This is a genomic window from Actinocorallia herbida (genome assembly GCF_003751225.1).
Taxonomy (GTDB): Bacteria; Actinomycetota; Actinomycetes; order Streptosporangiales; family Streptosporangiaceae; genus Actinocorallia; species Actinocorallia herbida.
Map to the genome: position 1 here is coordinate 2,753,826 of NZ_RJKE01000001.1, position 17,133 is coordinate 2,770,958.

The 17,133-nt window shown below is 70.7% G+C and carries 15 protein-coding genes; 12 read left to right on the forward strand and 3 right to left on the reverse strand.

Annotation, left to right across the window (positions count from 1 at the left end):
* Positions 1 to 8: 8 nt before the first annotated feature.
* The 3 genes from EDD29_RS12865 to EDD29_RS12875 all read right to left on the reverse strand — a co-directional run bounded on the left by EDD29_RS12865 (position 9) and on the right by EDD29_RS12875 (position 2,508).
* Complete coding sequence (locus EDD29_RS12865; RefSeq protein WP_123664628.1) at positions 9 to 620, reverse strand: TetR/AcrR family transcriptional regulator; 612 nt, start codon at positions 618 to 620, stop codon at positions 9 to 11.
* 80 nt (positions 621 to 700) lie between these two features.
* A complete protein-coding gene (locus EDD29_RS12870; RefSeq protein ID WP_211359679.1) occupies positions 701 to 1,324 on the reverse strand; it encodes a PaaI family thioesterase in 624 nt (207 codons plus the stop codon).
* An 80-nt stretch (positions 1,325 to 1,404) separates the two neighbouring features.
* Positions 1,405 to 2,508: a LacI family DNA-binding transcriptional regulator gene (locus EDD29_RS12875; protein WP_123664629.1), complete on the reverse strand. Its 1,104-nt coding sequence runs from the start codon at positions 2,506 to 2,508 to the stop codon at positions 1,405 to 1,407.
* 144 nt (positions 2,509 to 2,652) lie between these two features.
* On the opposite strand from EDD29_RS12875, the gene EDD29_RS12880 reads away from it, so the two are divergent.
* The 12 genes from EDD29_RS12880 to EDD29_RS12935 all read left to right on the forward strand — a co-directional run bounded on the left by EDD29_RS12880 (position 2,653) and on the right by EDD29_RS12935 (position 17,132).
* Positions 2,653 to 3,954: an ABC transporter substrate-binding protein gene (locus EDD29_RS12880; RefSeq protein ID WP_123664630.1), complete on the forward strand. Its 1,302-nt coding sequence runs from the start codon at positions 2,653 to 2,655 to the stop codon at positions 3,952 to 3,954.
* An 85-nt stretch (positions 3,955 to 4,039) separates the two neighbouring features.
* Positions 4,040 to 4,933 (forward strand): carbohydrate ABC transporter permease, encoded by an 894-nt coding sequence (locus EDD29_RS12885; protein WP_123664631.1) that lies wholly within the window; start codon positions 4,040 to 4,042, stop codon positions 4,931 to 4,933.
* The gene (locus EDD29_RS12890; protein WP_123664632.1) at positions 4,930 to 5,913 is read left to right on the forward strand and encodes a carbohydrate ABC transporter permease; all 984 of its coding nucleotides are present in this window, start codon (positions 4,930 to 4,932) and stop codon (positions 5,911 to 5,913) included. The genes EDD29_RS12885 and EDD29_RS12890 overlap by 4 nt, the downstream gene beginning before the upstream one ends.
* Positions 5,914 to 5,936: 23 nt before the next feature.
* Positions 5,937 to 6,950 (forward strand): hydroxyacid dehydrogenase, encoded by a 1,014-nt coding sequence (locus EDD29_RS12895; RefSeq protein WP_123664633.1) that lies wholly within the window; start codon positions 5,937 to 5,939, stop codon positions 6,948 to 6,950.
* Between the two features lie 25 nt (positions 6,951 to 6,975).
* On the forward strand, positions 6,976 to 7,869 hold the full coding sequence (locus EDD29_RS12900) for a polysaccharide lyase family 20 protein (RefSeq protein WP_123664634.1): 894 nt from the start codon (positions 6,976 to 6,978) through the stop codon (positions 7,867 to 7,869).
* 26 nt (positions 7,870 to 7,895) lie between these two features.
* Positions 7,896 to 8,681, forward strand: a complete 786-nt coding sequence (locus tag EDD29_RS12905; RefSeq protein ID WP_123664635.1) for a sugar phosphate isomerase/epimerase family protein — start codon at positions 7,896 to 7,898, stop codon at positions 8,679 to 8,681.
* A gap of 161 nt (positions 8,682 to 8,842) precedes the next feature.
* Positions 8,843 to 11,650 (forward strand): heparinase II/III family protein, encoded by a 2,808-nt coding sequence (locus EDD29_RS12910; protein ID WP_123664636.1) that lies wholly within the window; start codon positions 8,843 to 8,845, stop codon positions 11,648 to 11,650.
* A 196-nt stretch (positions 11,651 to 11,846) separates the two neighbouring features.
* Complete coding sequence (locus EDD29_RS12915; protein ID WP_148085944.1) at positions 11,847 to 12,470, forward strand: DUF6461 domain-containing protein; 624 nt, start codon at positions 11,847 to 11,849, stop codon at positions 12,468 to 12,470.
* Positions 12,471 to 12,816: 346 nt separating this feature from the next.
* A complete protein-coding gene (locus EDD29_RS12920; protein WP_123670444.1) occupies positions 12,817 to 13,827 on the forward strand; it encodes a LacI family DNA-binding transcriptional regulator in 1,011 nt (336 codons plus the stop codon).
* 103 nt (positions 13,828 to 13,930) lie between these two features.
* Entirely contained in the window at positions 13,931 to 15,073 is a 1,143-nt protein-coding gene (locus tag EDD29_RS12925) for a Gfo/Idh/MocA family protein (protein ID WP_123664638.1), read from the forward strand.
* On the forward strand, positions 15,070 to 16,227 hold the full coding sequence (locus EDD29_RS12930) for a dihydrodipicolinate synthase family protein (RefSeq protein WP_123664639.1): 1,158 nt from the start codon (positions 15,070 to 15,072) through the stop codon (positions 16,225 to 16,227). Before EDD29_RS12925 ends, EDD29_RS12930 begins: the two co-directional genes overlap by 4 nt.
* The gene (locus tag EDD29_RS12935) at positions 16,224 to 17,132 is read left to right on the forward strand and encodes a sugar phosphate isomerase/epimerase family protein (protein ID WP_123664640.1); all 909 of its coding nucleotides are present in this window, start codon (positions 16,224 to 16,226) and stop codon (positions 17,130 to 17,132) included. The genes EDD29_RS12930 and EDD29_RS12935 overlap by 4 nt, the downstream gene beginning before the upstream one ends.
* The last annotated feature ends 1 nt before the right edge of the window (position 17,133 follow it).

Below are 17,133 nucleotides of genomic sequence, written 5' to 3' on the forward strand. Positions count from 1 at the left end.
GCCCCGGGTCAGGAGAGGCCGCTGTCCGGGGTGGCGGCGGACGCCGGGGGGTCGGCGGCGGCGACGACGTCGATGACGTGGTGGCACTCGAGGCGGAAGCGGGCTCGGGCGGTGGCGTCCTCCCAGCGGGAGGCGCCGCCGTCGGGGTGGATCAGGCCGATGGTCATGAAGCCGTAGAAGCACCAGCCGAGGACGTTCAGGAGGGTGTGGCGGGCGCGCTCGGAGAGGCCCGCGCGACCGAGGATGTCGCTTATGCCCTGGATGACGGGGGTGGCGTAGGCGCTTTCCACATTCGGCAGGTCGGCGGCGTCGGACAGCCCGCGGTGCTGCCAGAGCGCGATCGCCTCGGGATGCCGCTCGTAGAAGTCGACGAACATGTCGACCATGCCGTGCAGCCCGGCGACGTCCGGGGTGAGCACCCGGTGCATCTCGTCCAGCAGCTTGACCTGCAAGGCCAGCACCCGGCCCATCACCGCCTGGTAGACCCCCGCCTTGCCCCCGAGCGCCGCGACGTCGCCCTCGGCGACCCCCGCCGTCTCGGCGATCATCGCCCCGGTGACCCCGTCGTACCCGAGCGCGGCGAAGAGCCGGGTCGCCGCGGTGACGATCTCCTCACCCATGCCTCCAACTTAGGCGCGCCCCACCTGCCCACCCCCAAGCCCGCTCCAAGCCCGCGGAAATCCCGATCCGCCCCCGCGGGTCACCGCTGGTGGGGGCGCAGGACGAGGAAGAGGGCGTCGACGTCGGCGCAGAGGGTGCCGCCGTGCGAAAGGGTGCCGCGGATGAAGCGTTTGCGGCCCTCCTGGCGGGCGACCTCGGCGGTGAAGCGGAGCTCGGTCTCGATCGGGGTGATCGAGCGGTAGTCGACGTGGAGGTAGGCGGTCCGGGAGGCGGGCCTGCCGGGGCCGTTGGCGAGGCGGCCGAGCACCGAGTCGAACAGCAGCGGGATCGCGCCCCCGTAGACGGCGCCGTTCCGGCCGAGGAAGTGCCGCCCGTACGTCAGCCGCCCCGCGAGGAAGTCGGGCTCCACCGCGTCGAGCTCGTAGTTCGGGACGAGCAGCTGGCCGCGCCCGGGGATGTCGATCCGTCCGGCGATCTGCCGCTCCTCCGGCACCTGATGCTCGAGCAGCCGCTCCCCGAGCCGCTCGAAGATCCCGCGCATCTCCTCGGTGAGATCATCCGGCAGCCGGGCGCCCGCGAGCCTGTGATGGAAGACCCGCATGGCGTCGAGCATCGGCGCGAAATCGGGCCCGATGTCGTCGGCGGTCCAGTGCGGCGAGTTCCAGGTCCGACCCGGTTCGGCGGAGGCGGAGGCGACTTCCATGCCCCGCATCATCCCGGAAGCACGGTGCCCGCCCGCGCACCGGGTCGCCCGATCGGAAGCGCCTGCCGGCCCCCTGGAGGTCAGCCCCGAATGTTGAGTTTCGGGTGCAGCGTGAGGTGGTGTGCCGGCCGGTCAGGGTCTTGCAGTCTCCTGACGAGCAGCTCGACGGCTTCGGCGCCGACCGTGCGCCGGGGCGGCGCCACGCTGGTGAGGGGCGGGGAGGCGAGCGAGGCCAGCTCGTCGTCGTAGGTGACGACGGCGAGGTCTCCCGGAATCCCGATGCCGGCCGCCTGCAGCCGGCTCACCAGCGGAAGGGCGATCGAGTCGTTGTGGATCAGGACCGCGTCGACCTGGCCGTCCTTCACGGCGCGCACGAGCCGCTCGCACTTGTCGTCCAGGTCGGCTGGGTCGTCCTCGAGGAGCAGGCAGGGGACCTCGGGCGCGCATGGCCGCAGGTCCAAGGCGGTCATGGCCTGCTGGTATCCGATCTGCAGCATGGGAGCGGTCAAGGTGTCGAACTGCAGCAGCGCGATGCGGGTGCGCCCCTGCTCGGCCAGATGGCGCACGGCAAGGTAGGCCCCCCACTCGTGGTCGGTGGCCACGTGCTCGACCGGGCCGGTGTTCCGTCCGATCCGGCGCTCGACGAGGACGACGGGGACGGGGAGTCCTCTCAGCCAGTCCTCGGTGGCGGGTGAGGTGCGGGGGTCCTCGGCCGTGGTGAGAAGCAGTCCGTCGACGCCCGTCTGCAGCATCTGGGCGACCAGGGCGTGCTCCTCGGTGAAGGCGTTGCGGGACACGCCCAGGGTCAGCTTCGCCCCGAGTGCCTCCGCGGCCGCCCTGGCACCGCTGACGACCTCCGGGTAGTAGTACGACGAGTGCGGGACCACCATGCCCAGGCTGTACTCCTCGGCGGCTTCCTTCCGCGATCGCCCTGTCGCAGTCAGCCCGGCCGACAGGCGTCCGCCGTCGGCCTCCGGCACCGTCTGGTCGGTCGCTTGCGGCCCGGGAGGCCAGACGACTCCGCCGTGCACGCGGAGCAACGTGCCGCGCCGAGCCAGCTCGCGCACATCATTACGAACCGTGACGACCGCCACCCCTATTTCCTCGGCGAGTTCACGGACCGTAATCGATCCTCGGGCTTTGACCGTCTTGATGATCGCTTGGTGCCTGCCGTCCGCAAGCATGATGATTGCCGCCTCTCTCGTCGTCGGCACGTCTGTAAACGATATCGCTTCTTGGGAGTTCAGGCCAGCGATACCGGGATGACTCTTGACAGAGTGCCATTCGATATCGAATAGTCATGTCGCATCAACTCGACGGGAGTGAACATGTTCCGATGGAAGCCCTTGGCCGCGCTCGCCGCGGTCACCGCCTTGTCGCTGGTCAGCGCCTGCTCTTCGGGCGGCCAGGAGGTCGGCGCCGAGCCCGGCGAGGGGCAGGTCACCTTCTGGTCCTTCCTCAGGGGCTCGGACGCGGTCGCCGCCGCGTTCAACGAGTCGCATCCCGGCATCAAGGTGAACTTCGTGAACCAGGCCGGCGGCCCGGATTACTACACCAAGCTGTCCAACGCCATGAAGTCCGGCCAAGTGCCCGACGCGGCGGTGGCGGAGTACACCCGGCTTCCCGAGATCGTCAGCCTCGGCGGCGCCACCGACCTGACCGGCGAGGTGGGGCCGGTGGTGCAGAAGACGTTCCCCGGAGCCATCCAGGAACTCGTGACGCTCGGCGGCAAGACGTGGGGCGTGCCGCGCGACGCGTCGGCGATGCTGTACTTCTACCGCAAGGACTTCTTCGACGAGCACGAGCTGTCCGTCCCCGAGACCTGGGCCGACTACAAGACGCTCGCGGCGAAGGTGAAGTCGATCGACAGCGGCAAGAGGGCGGGCGCCTACCTCACGGGCAACTACAACCTGCTCAGCGCGCTGTCATGGCAGGCCGGCGGCAAGTGGTTCGGCGCCGAGGGCGACTCCTGGGCCGTCGGCATCAACGACGAGCCGTCCCTGAAGGTCGCCGGGTACTGGCAGGACCTGCTGAAGAACGACCTGGTCACCTCCTTCCCCGACTACACCGACCAGTTCTGGCAGGACATCCAGAACAACGACCTCGTCGGGTACTTCTGCGCCTCCTGGTGCGCCGGCAACCTGAAGGCGACGGTGCCGGACCAGAGCGGCGACTGGGCCGTCGCGGAACTGCCGAGCTGGGACGGCGAGAGCGCCTCGGCCATGTGGGGCGGATCCTCCTTCATCGTCCCCAAGGGGGCGAAGAACTCCGCTGCCGCGCTGGAGTTCATCAAGTGGATCACCACTGATCCCCAGGGCATCGCGGCGTGGTTCGGGACCGGCGTCTCCAGCATGTATCCGGCGGCTCCCACCCTCGTGCCCGAAGCCAAGAAGGGCTTCACCACCGAGTACTTCGGCGGGCAGGACATCTACGCGGTCCTCACCGACTCCTACGACTCCGCCGTGCCCGGATGGCGCTGGGGACCGGCGATGGCCACCACGGAATCGGCCTTCAACGACCGGCTCGGCAAGGCCGCGGACGGTTCGGCCCAGCTCACCGACATCTTCTCGCAGGTCCAGGACGCCACGGTGAAGGCGCTGAAGGACCGGGGACTGACCGTCGCCCAGTGATCCACCCGCCAGGGCCGGCATGTCCGCAGGCGGGGCCATCGGCTCCGCCCGCATGCCGGCCCGCAGACCAGCACAGGAGTCGATCATGGTGACCTCCATGACCCGGCGACAAGGGCGCAGCGCCGGCCTGTTCCTCTCGCCGTTCCTCATCCTCTTCCTCATCGTCACCATCGTGCCGCTGGGCTACGCGGCATGGTTGAGCCTGTTCACCGAGCGCTCGTCGGGCCTGGGTCTCGGTGGCGCGCGGCGCGAGTTCGCCGGCCTGGGCAATTACGTCAAGGCGGCGACCGATTCCACGTTCCAGGACGGGTTCATCACCATCGGCGCCTATGTGGCCGTCTATGTCCCCGTCATGATCGGCTGCGCGCTGGCCGTCGCGCTGCTCCTGGACTCGGGTCTGGCCGTTGCCCGGCGGTTCACCCAGACGACCTTGTTCATCCCGCACGCGGTCCCCGGGCTGATCGCGGCCCTCATCTGGCTCTACCTCTACACCCCGGGGCTCAGCCCCGTGACCGACTGGCTCGGCCAGGGACAGGGCAGCGCGGGTGTGGCGAGCACGCATCCGCTGCTGTCGGTGGTCAACATCGGGATGTGGCAGTGGATGGGATACAACGTCGTCATCTTCTACGCCGCGCTGCAGGCGATCCCGCGCGAGGTGATCGAAGCGGCCACCATGGACGGTGCCGACCGGATGCAGGTCGCCCTGCGGATCAAGGCGCCGCTGATCCGGCCCGCCGTCACCATGGCCGCCCTCTTCACGATCATCGGGGGCATCCAGCTGTTCAACGAGCCGAAGATCCTCGCTCAGGCCTCCACCTCGATCACCAGCGCCTGGACCCCGAACCTCTACACCCAGGACGCGGCCTTCAGCCGCAATGACTACGGCCTTGCGGCCGCCGCGTCGCTCCTGATCGCGGGCATCGCGGCCCTGCTGTCCTTCGCCGTCATGCGCCTCACCGACCGACGGAGCCAGCCATGATCAAGACCCTCAGACGTGCGCAGGCCGCGCCCCCGGCTGCCGGATCCAGCGCGCGTCCGGCCGAACGGCACCCGTCCGGCCCACCGCCCCGGACGACCACCGCACAGGGTCCGTCGCGGCGGCGAGGGCCTCGCGCCCCCGCCTCGCTGTCACGGGTCGGCGTCAACCTGATCCTGCTGGTCGTCGTCTGCTACACCGTCCTGCCGCCGCTCTGGCTCCTGATGGCGTCGACCAAGAACCTGACCGACCTGTTCGGGACGAACGGGTTCGCCCCCGGCAGGCACTTCAATCTGCCGAACAACCTGCACCACCTGTTCGCCGCGGACGGCGGCATCTACCTCCGGTGGTTGTGGAACACGCTTCTGTACGCGGGCGGGGGAGCGGTACTCGCCGCCTTCATCTGCGCGATGGCGGGCTACGCCTTCGACAAGTTCGCCTTCCGCGGCAAGGAGGCGCTCTACGGCCTGGTCCTGGTGGGCGTGATGATCCCCTCGGCCGCCCTGGTCCTGCCGACCTACCTGCTCGCGTCCAACGTCGGCCTGGTCAACGGATTCTGGGGCGTCTTCGTGCCGGGACTGGTCTTTCCCTTCGGGGTGTACCTGGCGCGCATCTTCAGCGCCTCCTATGTCCCGGACGAGGTCGTCGAGGCGACGCGGGTGGACGGCGCCGGCGAGCTGAGGTCCTTCTGGTCGGTCGCGCTGCCCATGATGCGGCCCGGGGTCGTCACCATCGGGCTCTTCCAGTTCACCGCGATCTGGAACAACTTCTTCCTCCCCATGGTGATGCTGTCGGACGACCGCCTCTATCCCGTCAACCTCGGCCTCTACACCTGGAACTCGAATGCGCTGAGCCAGGGGAATCCCGACGACTACCTGCTCGCCATCACCGGATCGCTGGTGGCGATCGTCCCGCTCATCGTGCTCTTCCTGGCGGTCCAACGATTCTGGCGCTCGGGCATGACGGCCGGAGCAGTCAAATGAGCGCGCAACCGGAGAGGGAAACGATGGCCACCACCACCGGGCGACGGCTCCGGGCGAAACTCGCCATGAGCCGAGCCGTCAAGGAGTCCCTTTTCCGTCCGGCTGCGGCGCACCGTCTGACACAGCTCGCGGACATCGATCCCGACGAGGTGATCGAGGATTTCGCCGACGCGCGCGATCTCGATTCCGTGGACGTGCTGATCACGGGATGGGGCTGCCCGCCACTCGAGCACGACGTGCTGGAACGGGCCCCCCGGCTGCGGGCGGTCATCCACACCGCGGGCTCGGTCAAGCACCACATCACCGACGCCTGCTGGGAGCGGGGCATCGCGGTCTCGTCGGCGGCCGCGGCCAACGCCGTCCCGGTCGCCGAATTCACGCTGGCCGCCATCCTGTTCGCGCACAAACGGGTGTGGCAGACGAGCGCCCTCTACCGGCGGCACCGCGCCTTCCTGCCGTGGACCGACCACTTCCCGGGCGTCGGCAACTACCGCCGGACCGTCGGCATCGTCGGCGCCTCGCGCATCGGCCGGCGGGTGCTGGACCTCCTGCGGCCGTTCGACTTCGAGGTGCTCGTCGCCGATCCCTACCTGGACGAGGCGGAGGCGAAGTCGCTCGGCGCCACCCTGGCCGACCTCGACACCCTGATCGCCGCGTCCGACACCGTTTCTCTGCACGCCCCCGACCTGCCCGAGACCCACCAGATGATCGACCGCAGGCGCTTGGGACTGCTCCGCGACGGAGCCACCCTGATCAACACCGCACGAGGCGCGCTCGTCGACACCGAGGCCCTCACCGGGGAACTCGCCTCCGGCCGGATCTACGCCGTGCTCGACGTGTCCTGCCCGGAGCCCCTGCCGCCCGAGTCCGACCTGTACGAGCTGCCCGGCGTGCTGCTGACCCCGCACATCGCCGGCTCCCTGGGAAACGAACTCGAGCGCCTGGCCGAGCACTCCCTGGACGAACTCGCCCGACTCGCGTCAGGTGCCCCCTTCGCCCATGCCGTCCAGCCGGGCCAGCTGACCAGGTCGGCCTGAACCACCGTTGGAAAGGAGCCCGACCATGTCGCACCGGAGGACACGGCACGCCCGCAGCCTCCTGCCATTCGCCTTCATCGCGATCCAGCCCGTGGTCACCGCGGCGCCGGCGGCCGCGGACGCGGTCGTGCGCGCGACGTACGAGACGGGGGAGAGAAGTTCCGGCCTTTCGGGAATCGGCCTGGCGGGGTGCTGCACGCACTCCCTCAAGGTCGACGGCGGCCTCCCGCGCACGGGGAACTACTCCCTCCGCGCTGACCTGAAGTACGGGGACCCCGCGGTCTCGGGCGGCCCGAGAGCGGAGAGCGACACCGTGAACATCGCGGCCACGCGCTTCCAATCCGGCCAGACGTCCTGGTACGGCTTCAGCGTCTACGTCCCCTCGACCTGGCAAGACGACGACACCGCTGAAGACATCATCTTCCAGTGGCATCGCACGAAGTCCTCCTGCGACGACCCGAACCGGTCACCCGCCATGTTCCTCGAGGTGCTTCCGCCGACTTCGACGTCCGCGAGCAGGCTTCGTCTCCGGGTCAACTCCGACCCGGTCCTCTGCGACCACCAGGACAACGGGAGCGCCAACCTGACGAAGACCGGCCACGATCTCGCCCCGCTGACGACGGGCGCCTGGCACGACTTCGTCTTCCAGGTGGACTGGGAGCACACGAAGACCGGCTTCATCAAGGTCTGGCACCAGACCGGCAAGGCCATGGGCTGGACGCAGGTCCTCAATGCCCAGCAGGTGGCCAACACCTACAACGACGCCGCCGGCACGTTCGGCTACCTCAAGTGGGGCATCTACAAACCCGCATGGAGACAAGGGGCCACCGCCGTCACGGAGCGCGTCGTCTGGCACGACAACGTCGCCGTCGCGGCCGACTCGGCCACCGGGTTCCAGGACGTCGATCCGACCGAGTGACGTGTCCCTACCAGAGGAGATCGCCCATGCGTCTTGCCCTGTCCACGCTGGGCCTGCCCGGCATGCCGCTGACCCGAACGCTCCACCTTGCCCGCGAACACGGCTGGGAGGGCCTCGAACTGCGCTGTGCCCCGGGCGAGACCGTCAACCTGGGAATGACCGCCGAGGAACGCCGGGCCGCAGTCCGGGCCTGTGCCTCCAGCGGGATCGTCCCGCTCACGCTCGCCGGGTACACCGGTGTCGCCGCGCCCGGACCGGACGGCCCGGTCATCGCGGGCCTGCGCGACGAACTCAGGCTGGCCGCCGACCTCGGCGCGCTTCACCTGCGGGTCTTCCCCCAAGGCGGCGACGGGCCGCGGGCGGACGCCGACGCGCGGGCCGCGCGCCGGCTGGGGACCGTCGCCGACGAGGCGCAGGCGTCGGGGGTGCGGATCCTCCTGGAGACGCACGACTCGCACCCGCGCGGTCACGACGTGGCCCGCGTGCTCGCCGCGGTAGGGCATCCGTGGGTCGGCGCGCTGTGGGACGCGCTGCACACCTACCGGGCCGAGGAGAGACCGGCCTCGTCGTACGCGGCGCTCGCACCTCATCTCGGCTACCTCCAGGTCAAGGACGTCACCGATCGCCAGGACCTGACGCCCCTCGGCCTGGGAGAGGGGGTGCTCCCCCTGGAAGCGTGCGTGAGCCTGCTCCCGGACCGGTCCTGGGTGGCCTGGGAATACGAGGCGCCCTGGTACCCGGACGCCGCGCCTCTTCCTCCCCTGCTCGGTCGAGGAGCGGCGTTCCTGACCGCTCTCGCCCACCGTAGATAAAACGATATCATCTAGCCGCCATTTCCTCGGATTCGCCCTTGACGGAGTTCATTCGATATCGGAATATCTCCGCAAGGGCGTGTATCCCCGGCACGCCATGACCATGCGGACGGTCGCGTCCCAACCAGCCCCCCGGCATCACCACAGCCATGGAGACAGCCATGTCATTCACCCGCCGAACCGTTCTCCAAGCAGCCCTGATCAGCTCGGTACCCCTGCTCGTCGGCATCCCGATCGGCCCCGCCTCGGCGGCCACGACCGAGATCTCCGACGCCGCCTTCTTCGGCGCGTGGAACGCCGCGACCGGCTCGTGGAGCACCCTCCCGGTGTTCGACTACGAGGCGAACGCCGCCCTGGCGGACGTCGCCGCCGCCGCTCGTTCCGGCGACTACGCGGCGGCGCGCGCGGCACTGCTGCAGTACATGCGCACCCGCCCGAAGCGCACCCCTCCGGCCTGGGCCTACAACGGGGTGTTCAGTCCGGGGCTGGTGCCCCTGTTCCTCGACCACATCTGGACCCTGGGCAAGGGGGAGATCTACCAGACCACCTTCACGGTGGGCGCGGACCTGGCCGAGGTCACCACCGACGTCAGTGGTGCGGTGCGGTCCGCGGTCGCCTCCGGCGGCGTCGGATTCATGCTCATGGCGCGCAACAAGGAGGCCGGCACCGCGGAGTTCGCGAGCAGGCACGCCGCCGACGGCACGCCGGAGCTGACGCTGACCTACGCCGACGGCACCGTCCGCACGCTCGCGGCGAGCCAGAGCAACCACATCGCCGCGGGCGCGGACGCGGCCACCTCGTTCGGCACCGCCGAGACCCTCCAGGTCCACGACGAGGGCACGGGGGCGTTCGCCGCGAACACGCGCAAGGCCTACCTGTGGTTCGACCTGGCGGGCGTGACCGCGCCGGAGTCCGCGACGCTCAGCCTGACGGGCCGCACCAGCGCCGGCGAGCAGAAGATCATGCTGTACCAGGTCCAGGTGACCTTCGATGAGAAGACCCAGTGCTGGAACAACACGGTCCAGAACACCTTCTCCTGGCAGGCCGACCCGAACGGCTTCACCTGGAAGAAGCCCACGGGCGCCAACGTCGACAACGAGTTCGCCTACCAGCTGCCCCGCTTCTACTTCGCCGGCCCGCTCGCCGACGCCTACGGCGCCGAGAGGGACGAGAAGATCGCCGCGGGGCTCATCGGCCTGATGACCGACTTCATCGCCGACGCCAACAGCTCCGGCGCGTCGGTCAACGCCGCGAGCTTCCCCCGCAACCTCGACGCGGCCTGGCGTTTCCAGAACTGGACCTACGCCTACGAGATCCTGCGCACGAGCCCGTCGCTGACGGCCGACGCCAACACCTCGATCCTCAAGGCGATCCACGCCGCCGGGCTGTACTTCACGACCACGACCTCCGCCACCCCCAACTGGATGATCACCATCAAGAGCGCGCTGGTCTACCTCGGCGCGTGCTTCCCCGAGTTCGCCGGGGCGGCCCAATGGCGCGCCGGAGCGCAGGTGTTCCTGGTCCAGCAGCTGGGCGGCTCGCTGTACCCCGACGGCGGTTACACCGAGGCGTCCTCCAGCTATGCCATGGGGGTCGCGACCACCTTCGTCGGCACCGCGAACGTGCTGGTCGCCAACGGCTACTCCGCCGGCGAGGTCGCCCCGCTCAAGAACCTGTCCTGGTTCCTGGCCGACCAGACCTATCCCAACGGCTACGACCCCGCCTACGGCGACTCCGGTTACACCGACCAGCGGCCCTCGCTGTCCCTGCTGGCCGACCTGCTCAAGGACGAGCGACTGCGCCACGTGGCCACCAGCGGCAGGAGCGGCACCGCCCCCGACCACACGTCGGTCGTCTATCCCGACACCCGCGTCGCCGTGCAGCGCACCGGCTGGGCCGAGCAGGACTGGTACCTGCGCATCGGCGCCGACCGCGGCAACCACGGCCACCCCGACGAACTGGCGGTCCAGGTCTACGCCCACGACCGGCCGCTGCTGCCGGCGATGGGCACCTACTCCTACGCCGTCGATCCCATCGCCGCCTGGCTCCGCACGGCCACCCAGGCCAACAACACCATCACCATCGACGGAACCGCGCAGAACCCCAATGCCGCCGGAGCCGTCGGCAACCTCTCGATGCCGTGGGTCGATCTCGCGGACGGCTACACCGACGCGACCCCCGGCGTCCGCCACGGGCGCACCGTGCTGTTCCTGCACGACGTGGGCTGGCTGGTCTCCGACACCCTCACCCCGGCCGACGCCGGGGAGCACGCCTACGAGCAGAACTGGCACCTGCTCCCCGACGCCGCGCCGGAGCTGGACCGGGCGACCGCCCGGACGCGGTTCGCGACGGGCACCCAGCTGGCCATCATCCCGGCCGAACCGGACGCGGTGACCCCGGCGCTCCAGGACGGCTACTACTCGGTCGTCACCTACCAGGTGACCCCCGCCCAGTACGTCTCGTACTCCCTGAAGGCCTCCGGCACGGTGAACCTGGACACGCTCCTCCTGCCGGTGCCGCCGGGCAGCGACGCCGAGGCGACCGTGCGCCGCGAGGATGCCCCTGACGGCGGGCGCGTCCTGCGTCTGACCGCCTCGAAGGGCCGCCTGGAGGGCTACTACTTCCGCGGACCGGACGACGGGATCACCCGCCGGGTCGACTCGTACCGCTTCAACGGATCGATGCTCTACGTCGATCACCACGACGGCGCCCAGCGCATCCTCCTCACCGGCGGAACCGCGCTCAGGAAGCGCGGGAAGACCCTGCTGGCCGCCGGCCAGGCCCTGTCGTCGACGCTGGCCGTGCGGCTGCACCAGGCCGACAAGACGATCGAGGTGACCGGCCCCGCCGCGAAGCCCGGCGGCCTGCCCCTGCACCTGGCGGCACCCTGGGCCCGCGAGGCCACCGTCGCCGGCCAGCGCGTCCCCATCAAGCGCAACGGCGACCTCGTGACCATCGCAGCCCTGTAGCGCCCCCGCTCCCTCTACCCGGCACGCGTCACCCGAGCACCGGCCCCACCGCAGCCGGTCCCTCAGCCGGGGGCCGGGCCCTCCGCCCGGCCCCCGGCGGCACCGTGGCGCGGCCAGGGACCGCGCCTGGTTCAGCGCCGCGCTTGTGAAGAGCTCGTCGGCCGAAATGTCCGTGGTTTGTGCAAGTATCGCGATCATGAGTGCTTCGGTCGCCGACTACTCGTGGTTCCGTTCCTTTCGGCGCGGTCTTCTCGATGAGTACTGTCTCTCGCTGGTCAAGGGGCTCGGTCCCCGGGAGTTCCTGGCGAGGCTCGACGCGAAGGTGCTGGGAGCGTGCGAGGGACTGGGGGCCTTCGCCGCAAGGGACAACGACGTTCTCGAGGAGCACGACTGGTGCGACGATCACCAGGTCGTGGGCGCCGCGCGGGTCGAGGGGCCGGACGGGCCGTGGACGCTCGCCTTGGAGATCAACGGCTTCACCGGCACCGACGGCCGGTTCATGGAGGCGGCATCGCAAGGAACCCGGATCGTCTCTCACTTCCTCAACATCAAAGGCATGAAGCTCTTCACCTGGTGGGAAGACGGCGAAATGCGCACCCAGTTCGAGTCGCCCTACCAGCGTTCCGGCACGACGCCCGACGAACTGCTCACCGAGATGGCCGCCGTCGGCTACGACCTGAGCGACCCTTCCGCTGACGGCGCCGTCGCTCTCGGCATCCCGGGCATGATCGCCCTCGCCCAAGAACTCACCGGGATCCGCCTCACCGCCGGCCTCCTCACCGACGCCGTCTACACCGCCGGCATGGTCACCATCGCCTAAGGCAGGAGGATCGTTCCCCTCCGTCGAGACCGGCGAAGACGTCTGCGGGGTCCGGTGGCCGCCGCACACCGCCGTCTGAGCGAGCACGCTCCGGAGGGGTGCATCGGAGCGCCCGGCGTCCGACCCATCGCGTTGAACGACTGGCCCTCCCGTCGCCTCCTCCCGATCTCCTCCTGCTGGACCACCGGGAACGGCCGGCGTGCGTCCCGTGTGCAACGGGAGGTGCTTGAGGCCCGATTTGGAAAGCGTTTTCCGCCGCATAGGATGCAGGTCCGGGGCCGGTCAACGGGTACCGGGTGGGGCCGGGCGGTGGACAGGGGGCGGGGCCGTGGCCGAGGAGCGGGTCGTGCGGCTGCAGGACGTGGCGGCGCTGGCCGGGGTGTCGGCGGCGACGGCGTCGCGGGTGCTGAACAACGAGAGCGGCCGGCGGGTCCGCGACGAGCTGCGGCTGCGGGTCGAGGCGGCCGCACGGGAGCTGGGATACGCGCCCAATCCGCACGCCCGGGCGCTGTCGAGGTCGGAGTCCGACCTGGTGGGCCTCATCGTCCACGACGTCGCCGATCCGTACTTCGCCGCGATCGCCTCGGGCGTGATGCGGCTGGCCGGCGAACGCGGGCTGCTGGTGTTCCTGGGCAGCACGTTCCGGGATCCGGAGCGGGAGATCGAGTTCGTCGCCGCGCTGCGCGGGCAGCGGGTCCGGGCGATCGTGCTGGCCGGCAGCCGGGTGGCCTCCCGGAAGCTCAACGAGCGCCTGGCCGCCGAGGTGGGGCAGGTGCAGGCGGCCGGCGGGCGGATCGCGATCATCGGACAGGACCGGTTGAACGCGGACGCGGTGCTGCCCGACAACCGGGGCGGGGCGCGCCTGCTGGCCGAGGAGATGCTGCGTCTTGGCCACCGGAGCTTCGCCGTGCTGGCCGGGCAGCGGACGCTCGTCACCGCGAACGAGCGCATGGCGGGTTTCCTCGCCCCGCTGAAGGAGGCGGGCCTGACCGCCGACGTCCTCTACTCCGACTTCACCCGGGACGGCGGCCACGCCGCGGCCGCCCGTCTGGTGGCCGAGGACAGGCTTCCCACCTGCGTGTTCGCGGTCAACGACGTGATGGCGATCGGCGCCCTGACGGCCCTGCGCGAGCGCGGTGTGCCGGTGCCGGACCGGGTCTCGGTCGCGGGTTTCGACGACATCCCGGCCGTCCGCGACCAGGTGCCCTCGCTCACGACGGTGCGCCTGCCCCTGGAGTACATGGGCGAGCGGGTCCTGGAACTCGCGCTCGCCGGCCGGTCCGGCCGCGGGCCGACCCTGCTCACCGTGCCCGGCGAGGTCGTGCTGCGCGACAGCACCGCTCCGCCCGCCTCCTGAGCGCACCCGCGCCGCCGTTCCCCCCTTCCAGCCGACGACCGGCTTGACGCGCCGTCCGCTCAGAACTTAGCCTCTTGGAAATCGATTTCCAAGAGAGGTTCCCATGCGAACGATCAACGTGATCATGAACGGCGTGACGGGGCGGATGGGCTACCGCCAGCATCTGGTGCGGTCGGTCCTGGCGATCCGCGAGCAGGGCGGCGTCCTGCTCGCCGACGGGTCCCGCGTGATGCTCGACCCGATCCTCGTCGGGCGCAGCGAGGCGAGGCTGAAGGAGATCGCCGACCGGCACGGGCTGCGGCGCTACACCACCGACCTGGAGTCCGCGCTGGCGGACGGCACCGGCATCTACTTCGACGCCCAGATCACCCAGACGCGGGAGAAGGCGATCCTCGCCGCGATCGCCGCGGGCTGGGACGTCTACACCGAGAAGCCGACCGCCGAGTCGGTGGAGGGCGCGCTGAAGCTGGCCAGGGCCGCCGCCGATGCCGGCGTCCGCAACGGCGTGGTGCACGACAAGCTCTACCTGCCGGGCCTGGTGAAGCTCAAGCGCCTCCTCGACTCCGGATTCTTCGGCCGGGTGCTGTCGGTGCGCGGCGAGTTCGGCTACTGGGTGTTCGAAGGCGACTGGCAGAAGGCGCAGCGGCCCAGCTGGAACTACCGCAAGGAGGACGGCGGCGGCATCACCGTCGACATGTTCTGCCACTGGAACTACGTCCTGGAGAACCTCTTCGGCGACGTCCAGGCGGTGACGGCCAAGGTCGCCACGCACATCCCCACCCGATTCGACGAGAGGGGCGAGAGCTACGAGGCGACCGCCGACGACGCCGCCTACGGCATCTTCGAGCTGGACGGCGGGATCATCGCCCAGCTCAACTCCTCCTGGGCGGTGCGGGTCTACCGGGACGAGCTGGTGGAGTTCCAGGTCGACGGCACCGAGGGCAGCGCCGTCGCGGGCCTGCGCGACTGCCGGGTCCAGCACCGGGTGAACACGCCGATGCCGGTGTGGAACCCCGACCTGCCGGTGACCGAGCCGTTCCGCGACCAGTGGCTCGAGGTGCCCGACAACGCCGACCTGGACAACGGCTTCAAGGCGCAGTGGGAGCAGTTCGTCCGGCACGTCGCCGAGGGCGCGCCGCACCCGTACGACTTCCTGTCCGGGGTCCGCGGCATCCAGCTCGCCGAGCTCGGGCTGCGGTCGTCGGCCGAGGGCCGCCGCGTGGAGATCCCGGCGGTGGAGCTGTGACGTCGCTCTGGCTGCCGGACGAGAACGGCGGCTCCGTCCACACCCTCGGCGCCCCGGCCGACTGGACGCCGCCGCCGGGACCGCCGAAGTCCCGTGTCGTGTACGCCGCCGCGCACGTGGTGGCCGACCCGCTCGGCGACAACGTGCCCGGCGCGCCGGCCGCGATCGACTGGGAGACCACCCTGAACTTCCGCCGCCACCTGTGGGCTCAGGGATTCGGCGTCGCGGACGCGATGGACACCGCCCAGCGGGGCATGGGCCTGGACTGGGCCGCGACCGCCGAGCTGATCCGCCGCAGCGCCGCCGAGGCCCGTGCGTGCGGGGGAGCGGTCGCGGTCGGCGTCGGCACCGACCACCTCCCGGCCGGACCGCACCCCCTCGACCGGATCGTCGAGGCGTACCTGGAGCAGCTCGCGGTGGCCGAGGACGCGGGCGCCGGCGTCATCCTCATGGCCGGCCGCGCGCTGGCGGCCACCGCCCGGTCCGCGGACGACTATCTGGACGTGTACCGCCGGGTGATCGGCCAGTGCGGAGGCAAGGTGATCCTGCACTGGCTCGGGGAGGCGTTCGACCCGGCTTTGCGCGGCTACTGGGGTTCCACCGACATCGGCGCCGCGACCACGACGTTCCTGGACCTGATCAAGGAGAACCCCGGCAAGGTCGACGGCGTCAAGGTGTCCCTGCTGGACGCCGGCCACGAGATCGCGCTGCGGCGCTCCCTCCCCGAAGGCGTCCGCCTGTACACCGGCGACGATTTCCACTACCCCGAGCTGATCCGCGGCGACGGGTCCGGCCACTCCGACGCGCTGCTGGGCATCTTCGCCGGCATCGCCCCGGTCGCGGCCCGCGCCCTCCACGCCCTCGACCAGGGCGATCTGGACGCCTACGACGCCCTTCTCGCCCCTACCGTGCCGCTGTCCCGGCATGTCTTCGCCGCCCCCACTCCGTACTACAAGACCGGCATCGCCTTCCTGGCGTGGCTCGCCGGGCTGCAGCCCGGTTTCGTCATGGTCGGCGGCCTTCAGTCGGGCCGCAGCGTCCTGCACCTGGCCCGGACGTTCCGGCTCGCCGACGCCGCGGGGCTGCTGCCCGACCCCGACCTCGCCGCGGCCCGCATGCGGTCGCTGCTCGAGACGGCAGGACTCGCCCGATGACCGAAACCGTGAATTCCGCCGCGCCCGAACCCGACGTCCCGTCCGGCCGTCCGGCGGCCATGCCCACCCCCGGGCCGGGCGACCCGCGGCTGCGCAGGCTGTCGCTGAACCAGAAGACGACCGAGCGGTGGGGCGTCCAGGACGCGGTCGCCGGATGCGTCGCCGCCGGCGTGGAGGCGATCGGCCTGTGGCGGGAACCCGTCCAGGAGTACGGGGTGAAGGCCAGCGCGAAGCTCGTCGCCGACGCCGGGTTGCGCGTGTCCTCGCTGTGCCGCGGCGGCTTCCTCACCGCACCCGACCCCGACGCCTGGCAGCGGGCCCTGGCCGACAACCGGCGCGCGATCGACGAGGCCGCCGAACTCGGCGCCGGATGCCTGGTCCTGGTCGTCGGCGGTCTCCCGCCCGGCTCCCGCGACCTGCCCGCGGCCCGCGCCCGGGTGGCCGAAGCCCTCGACCTGCTCGTTCCCCATGCCCTGGCGCGGAACGTGCGGCTGGCGCTGGAGCCCATGCACCCGATCTACACCGCCGACCGGGGCGTGCTCGCCACCCTCGGCGAGGCCCTGGATCTGGCCGAACGGTTCCCCGCCGCCGCCGTGGGCGTGGTCGCCGACTCCTTCCACGTCTGGTGGGATCCGCAGCTGCCCGCCCAGCTCGCCCGGGCGGGGCAGCGGATCGCCAGTGTCCAGCTGGCGGACTGGATCACCCCGCTGCCGCCCGACGCGCTGCTGTCGCGCGGCATGCTCGGGGACGGCCACATCGACCTGCGGGGCTTCGTCGCGCTCGCCGACGAAGCCGGCTACACCGGCGACATCGAGGTCGAGATCTTCAATGCCGACGTATGGGCCGCCGACGGCGCCCGCACCCTCGCCACGGTGTGCCGCCGCTGGGTCGAGTACGTGATCTGAA

Bases quoted from the DNA above. Each gene is read 5' to 3' on its own strand.
- EDD29_RS12875 (WP_123664629.1), bottom strand. From the start codon at position 2,508: ATGCTTGCGGACGGCAGGCACCAAGCGATCATCAAGACGGTCAAAGCC.
- EDD29_RS12870 (WP_211359679.1), bottom strand. From the start codon at position 1,324: ATGGAAGTCGCCTCCGCCTCCGCCGAACCGGGTCGGACCTGGAACTCG.
- EDD29_RS12915 (WP_148085944.1), top strand. From the start codon at position 11,847: ATGAGTGCTTCGGTCGCCGACTACTCGTGGTTCCGTTCCTTTCGGCGC.
- EDD29_RS12890 (WP_123664632.1), top strand. From the start codon at position 4,930: ATGATCAAGACCCTCAGACGTGCGCAGGCCGCGCCCCCGGCTGCCGGA.
- EDD29_RS12910 (WP_123664636.1), top strand. From the start codon at position 8,843: ATGTCATTCACCCGCCGAACCGTTCTCCAAGCAGCCCTGATCAGCTCG.
- EDD29_RS12885 (WP_123664631.1), top strand. From the start codon at position 4,040: ATGGTGACCTCCATGACCCGGCGACAAGGGCGCAGCGCCGGCCTGTTC.
- EDD29_RS12935 (WP_123664640.1), top strand. From the start codon at position 16,224: ATGACCGAAACCGTGAATTCCGCCGCGCCCGAACCCGACGTCCCGTCC.
- EDD29_RS12895 (WP_123664633.1), top strand. From the start codon at position 5,937: ATGGCCACCACCACCGGGCGACGGCTCCGGGCGAAACTCGCCATGAGC.
- EDD29_RS12905 (WP_123664635.1), top strand. From the start codon at position 7,896: ATGCGTCTTGCCCTGTCCACGCTGGGCCTGCCCGGCATGCCGCTGACC.
- EDD29_RS12925 (WP_123664638.1), top strand. From the start codon at position 13,931: ATGCGAACGATCAACGTGATCATGAACGGCGTGACGGGGCGGATGGGC.
- EDD29_RS12900 (WP_123664634.1), top strand. From the start codon at position 6,976: ATGTCGCACCGGAGGACACGGCACGCCCGCAGCCTCCTGCCATTCGCC.
- EDD29_RS12880 (WP_123664630.1), top strand. From the start codon at position 2,653: ATGTTCCGATGGAAGCCCTTGGCCGCGCTCGCCGCGGTCACCGCCTTG.
- EDD29_RS12865 (WP_123664628.1), bottom strand. From the start codon at position 620: ATGGGTGAGGAGATCGTCACCGCGGCGACCCGGCTCTTCGCCGCGCTC.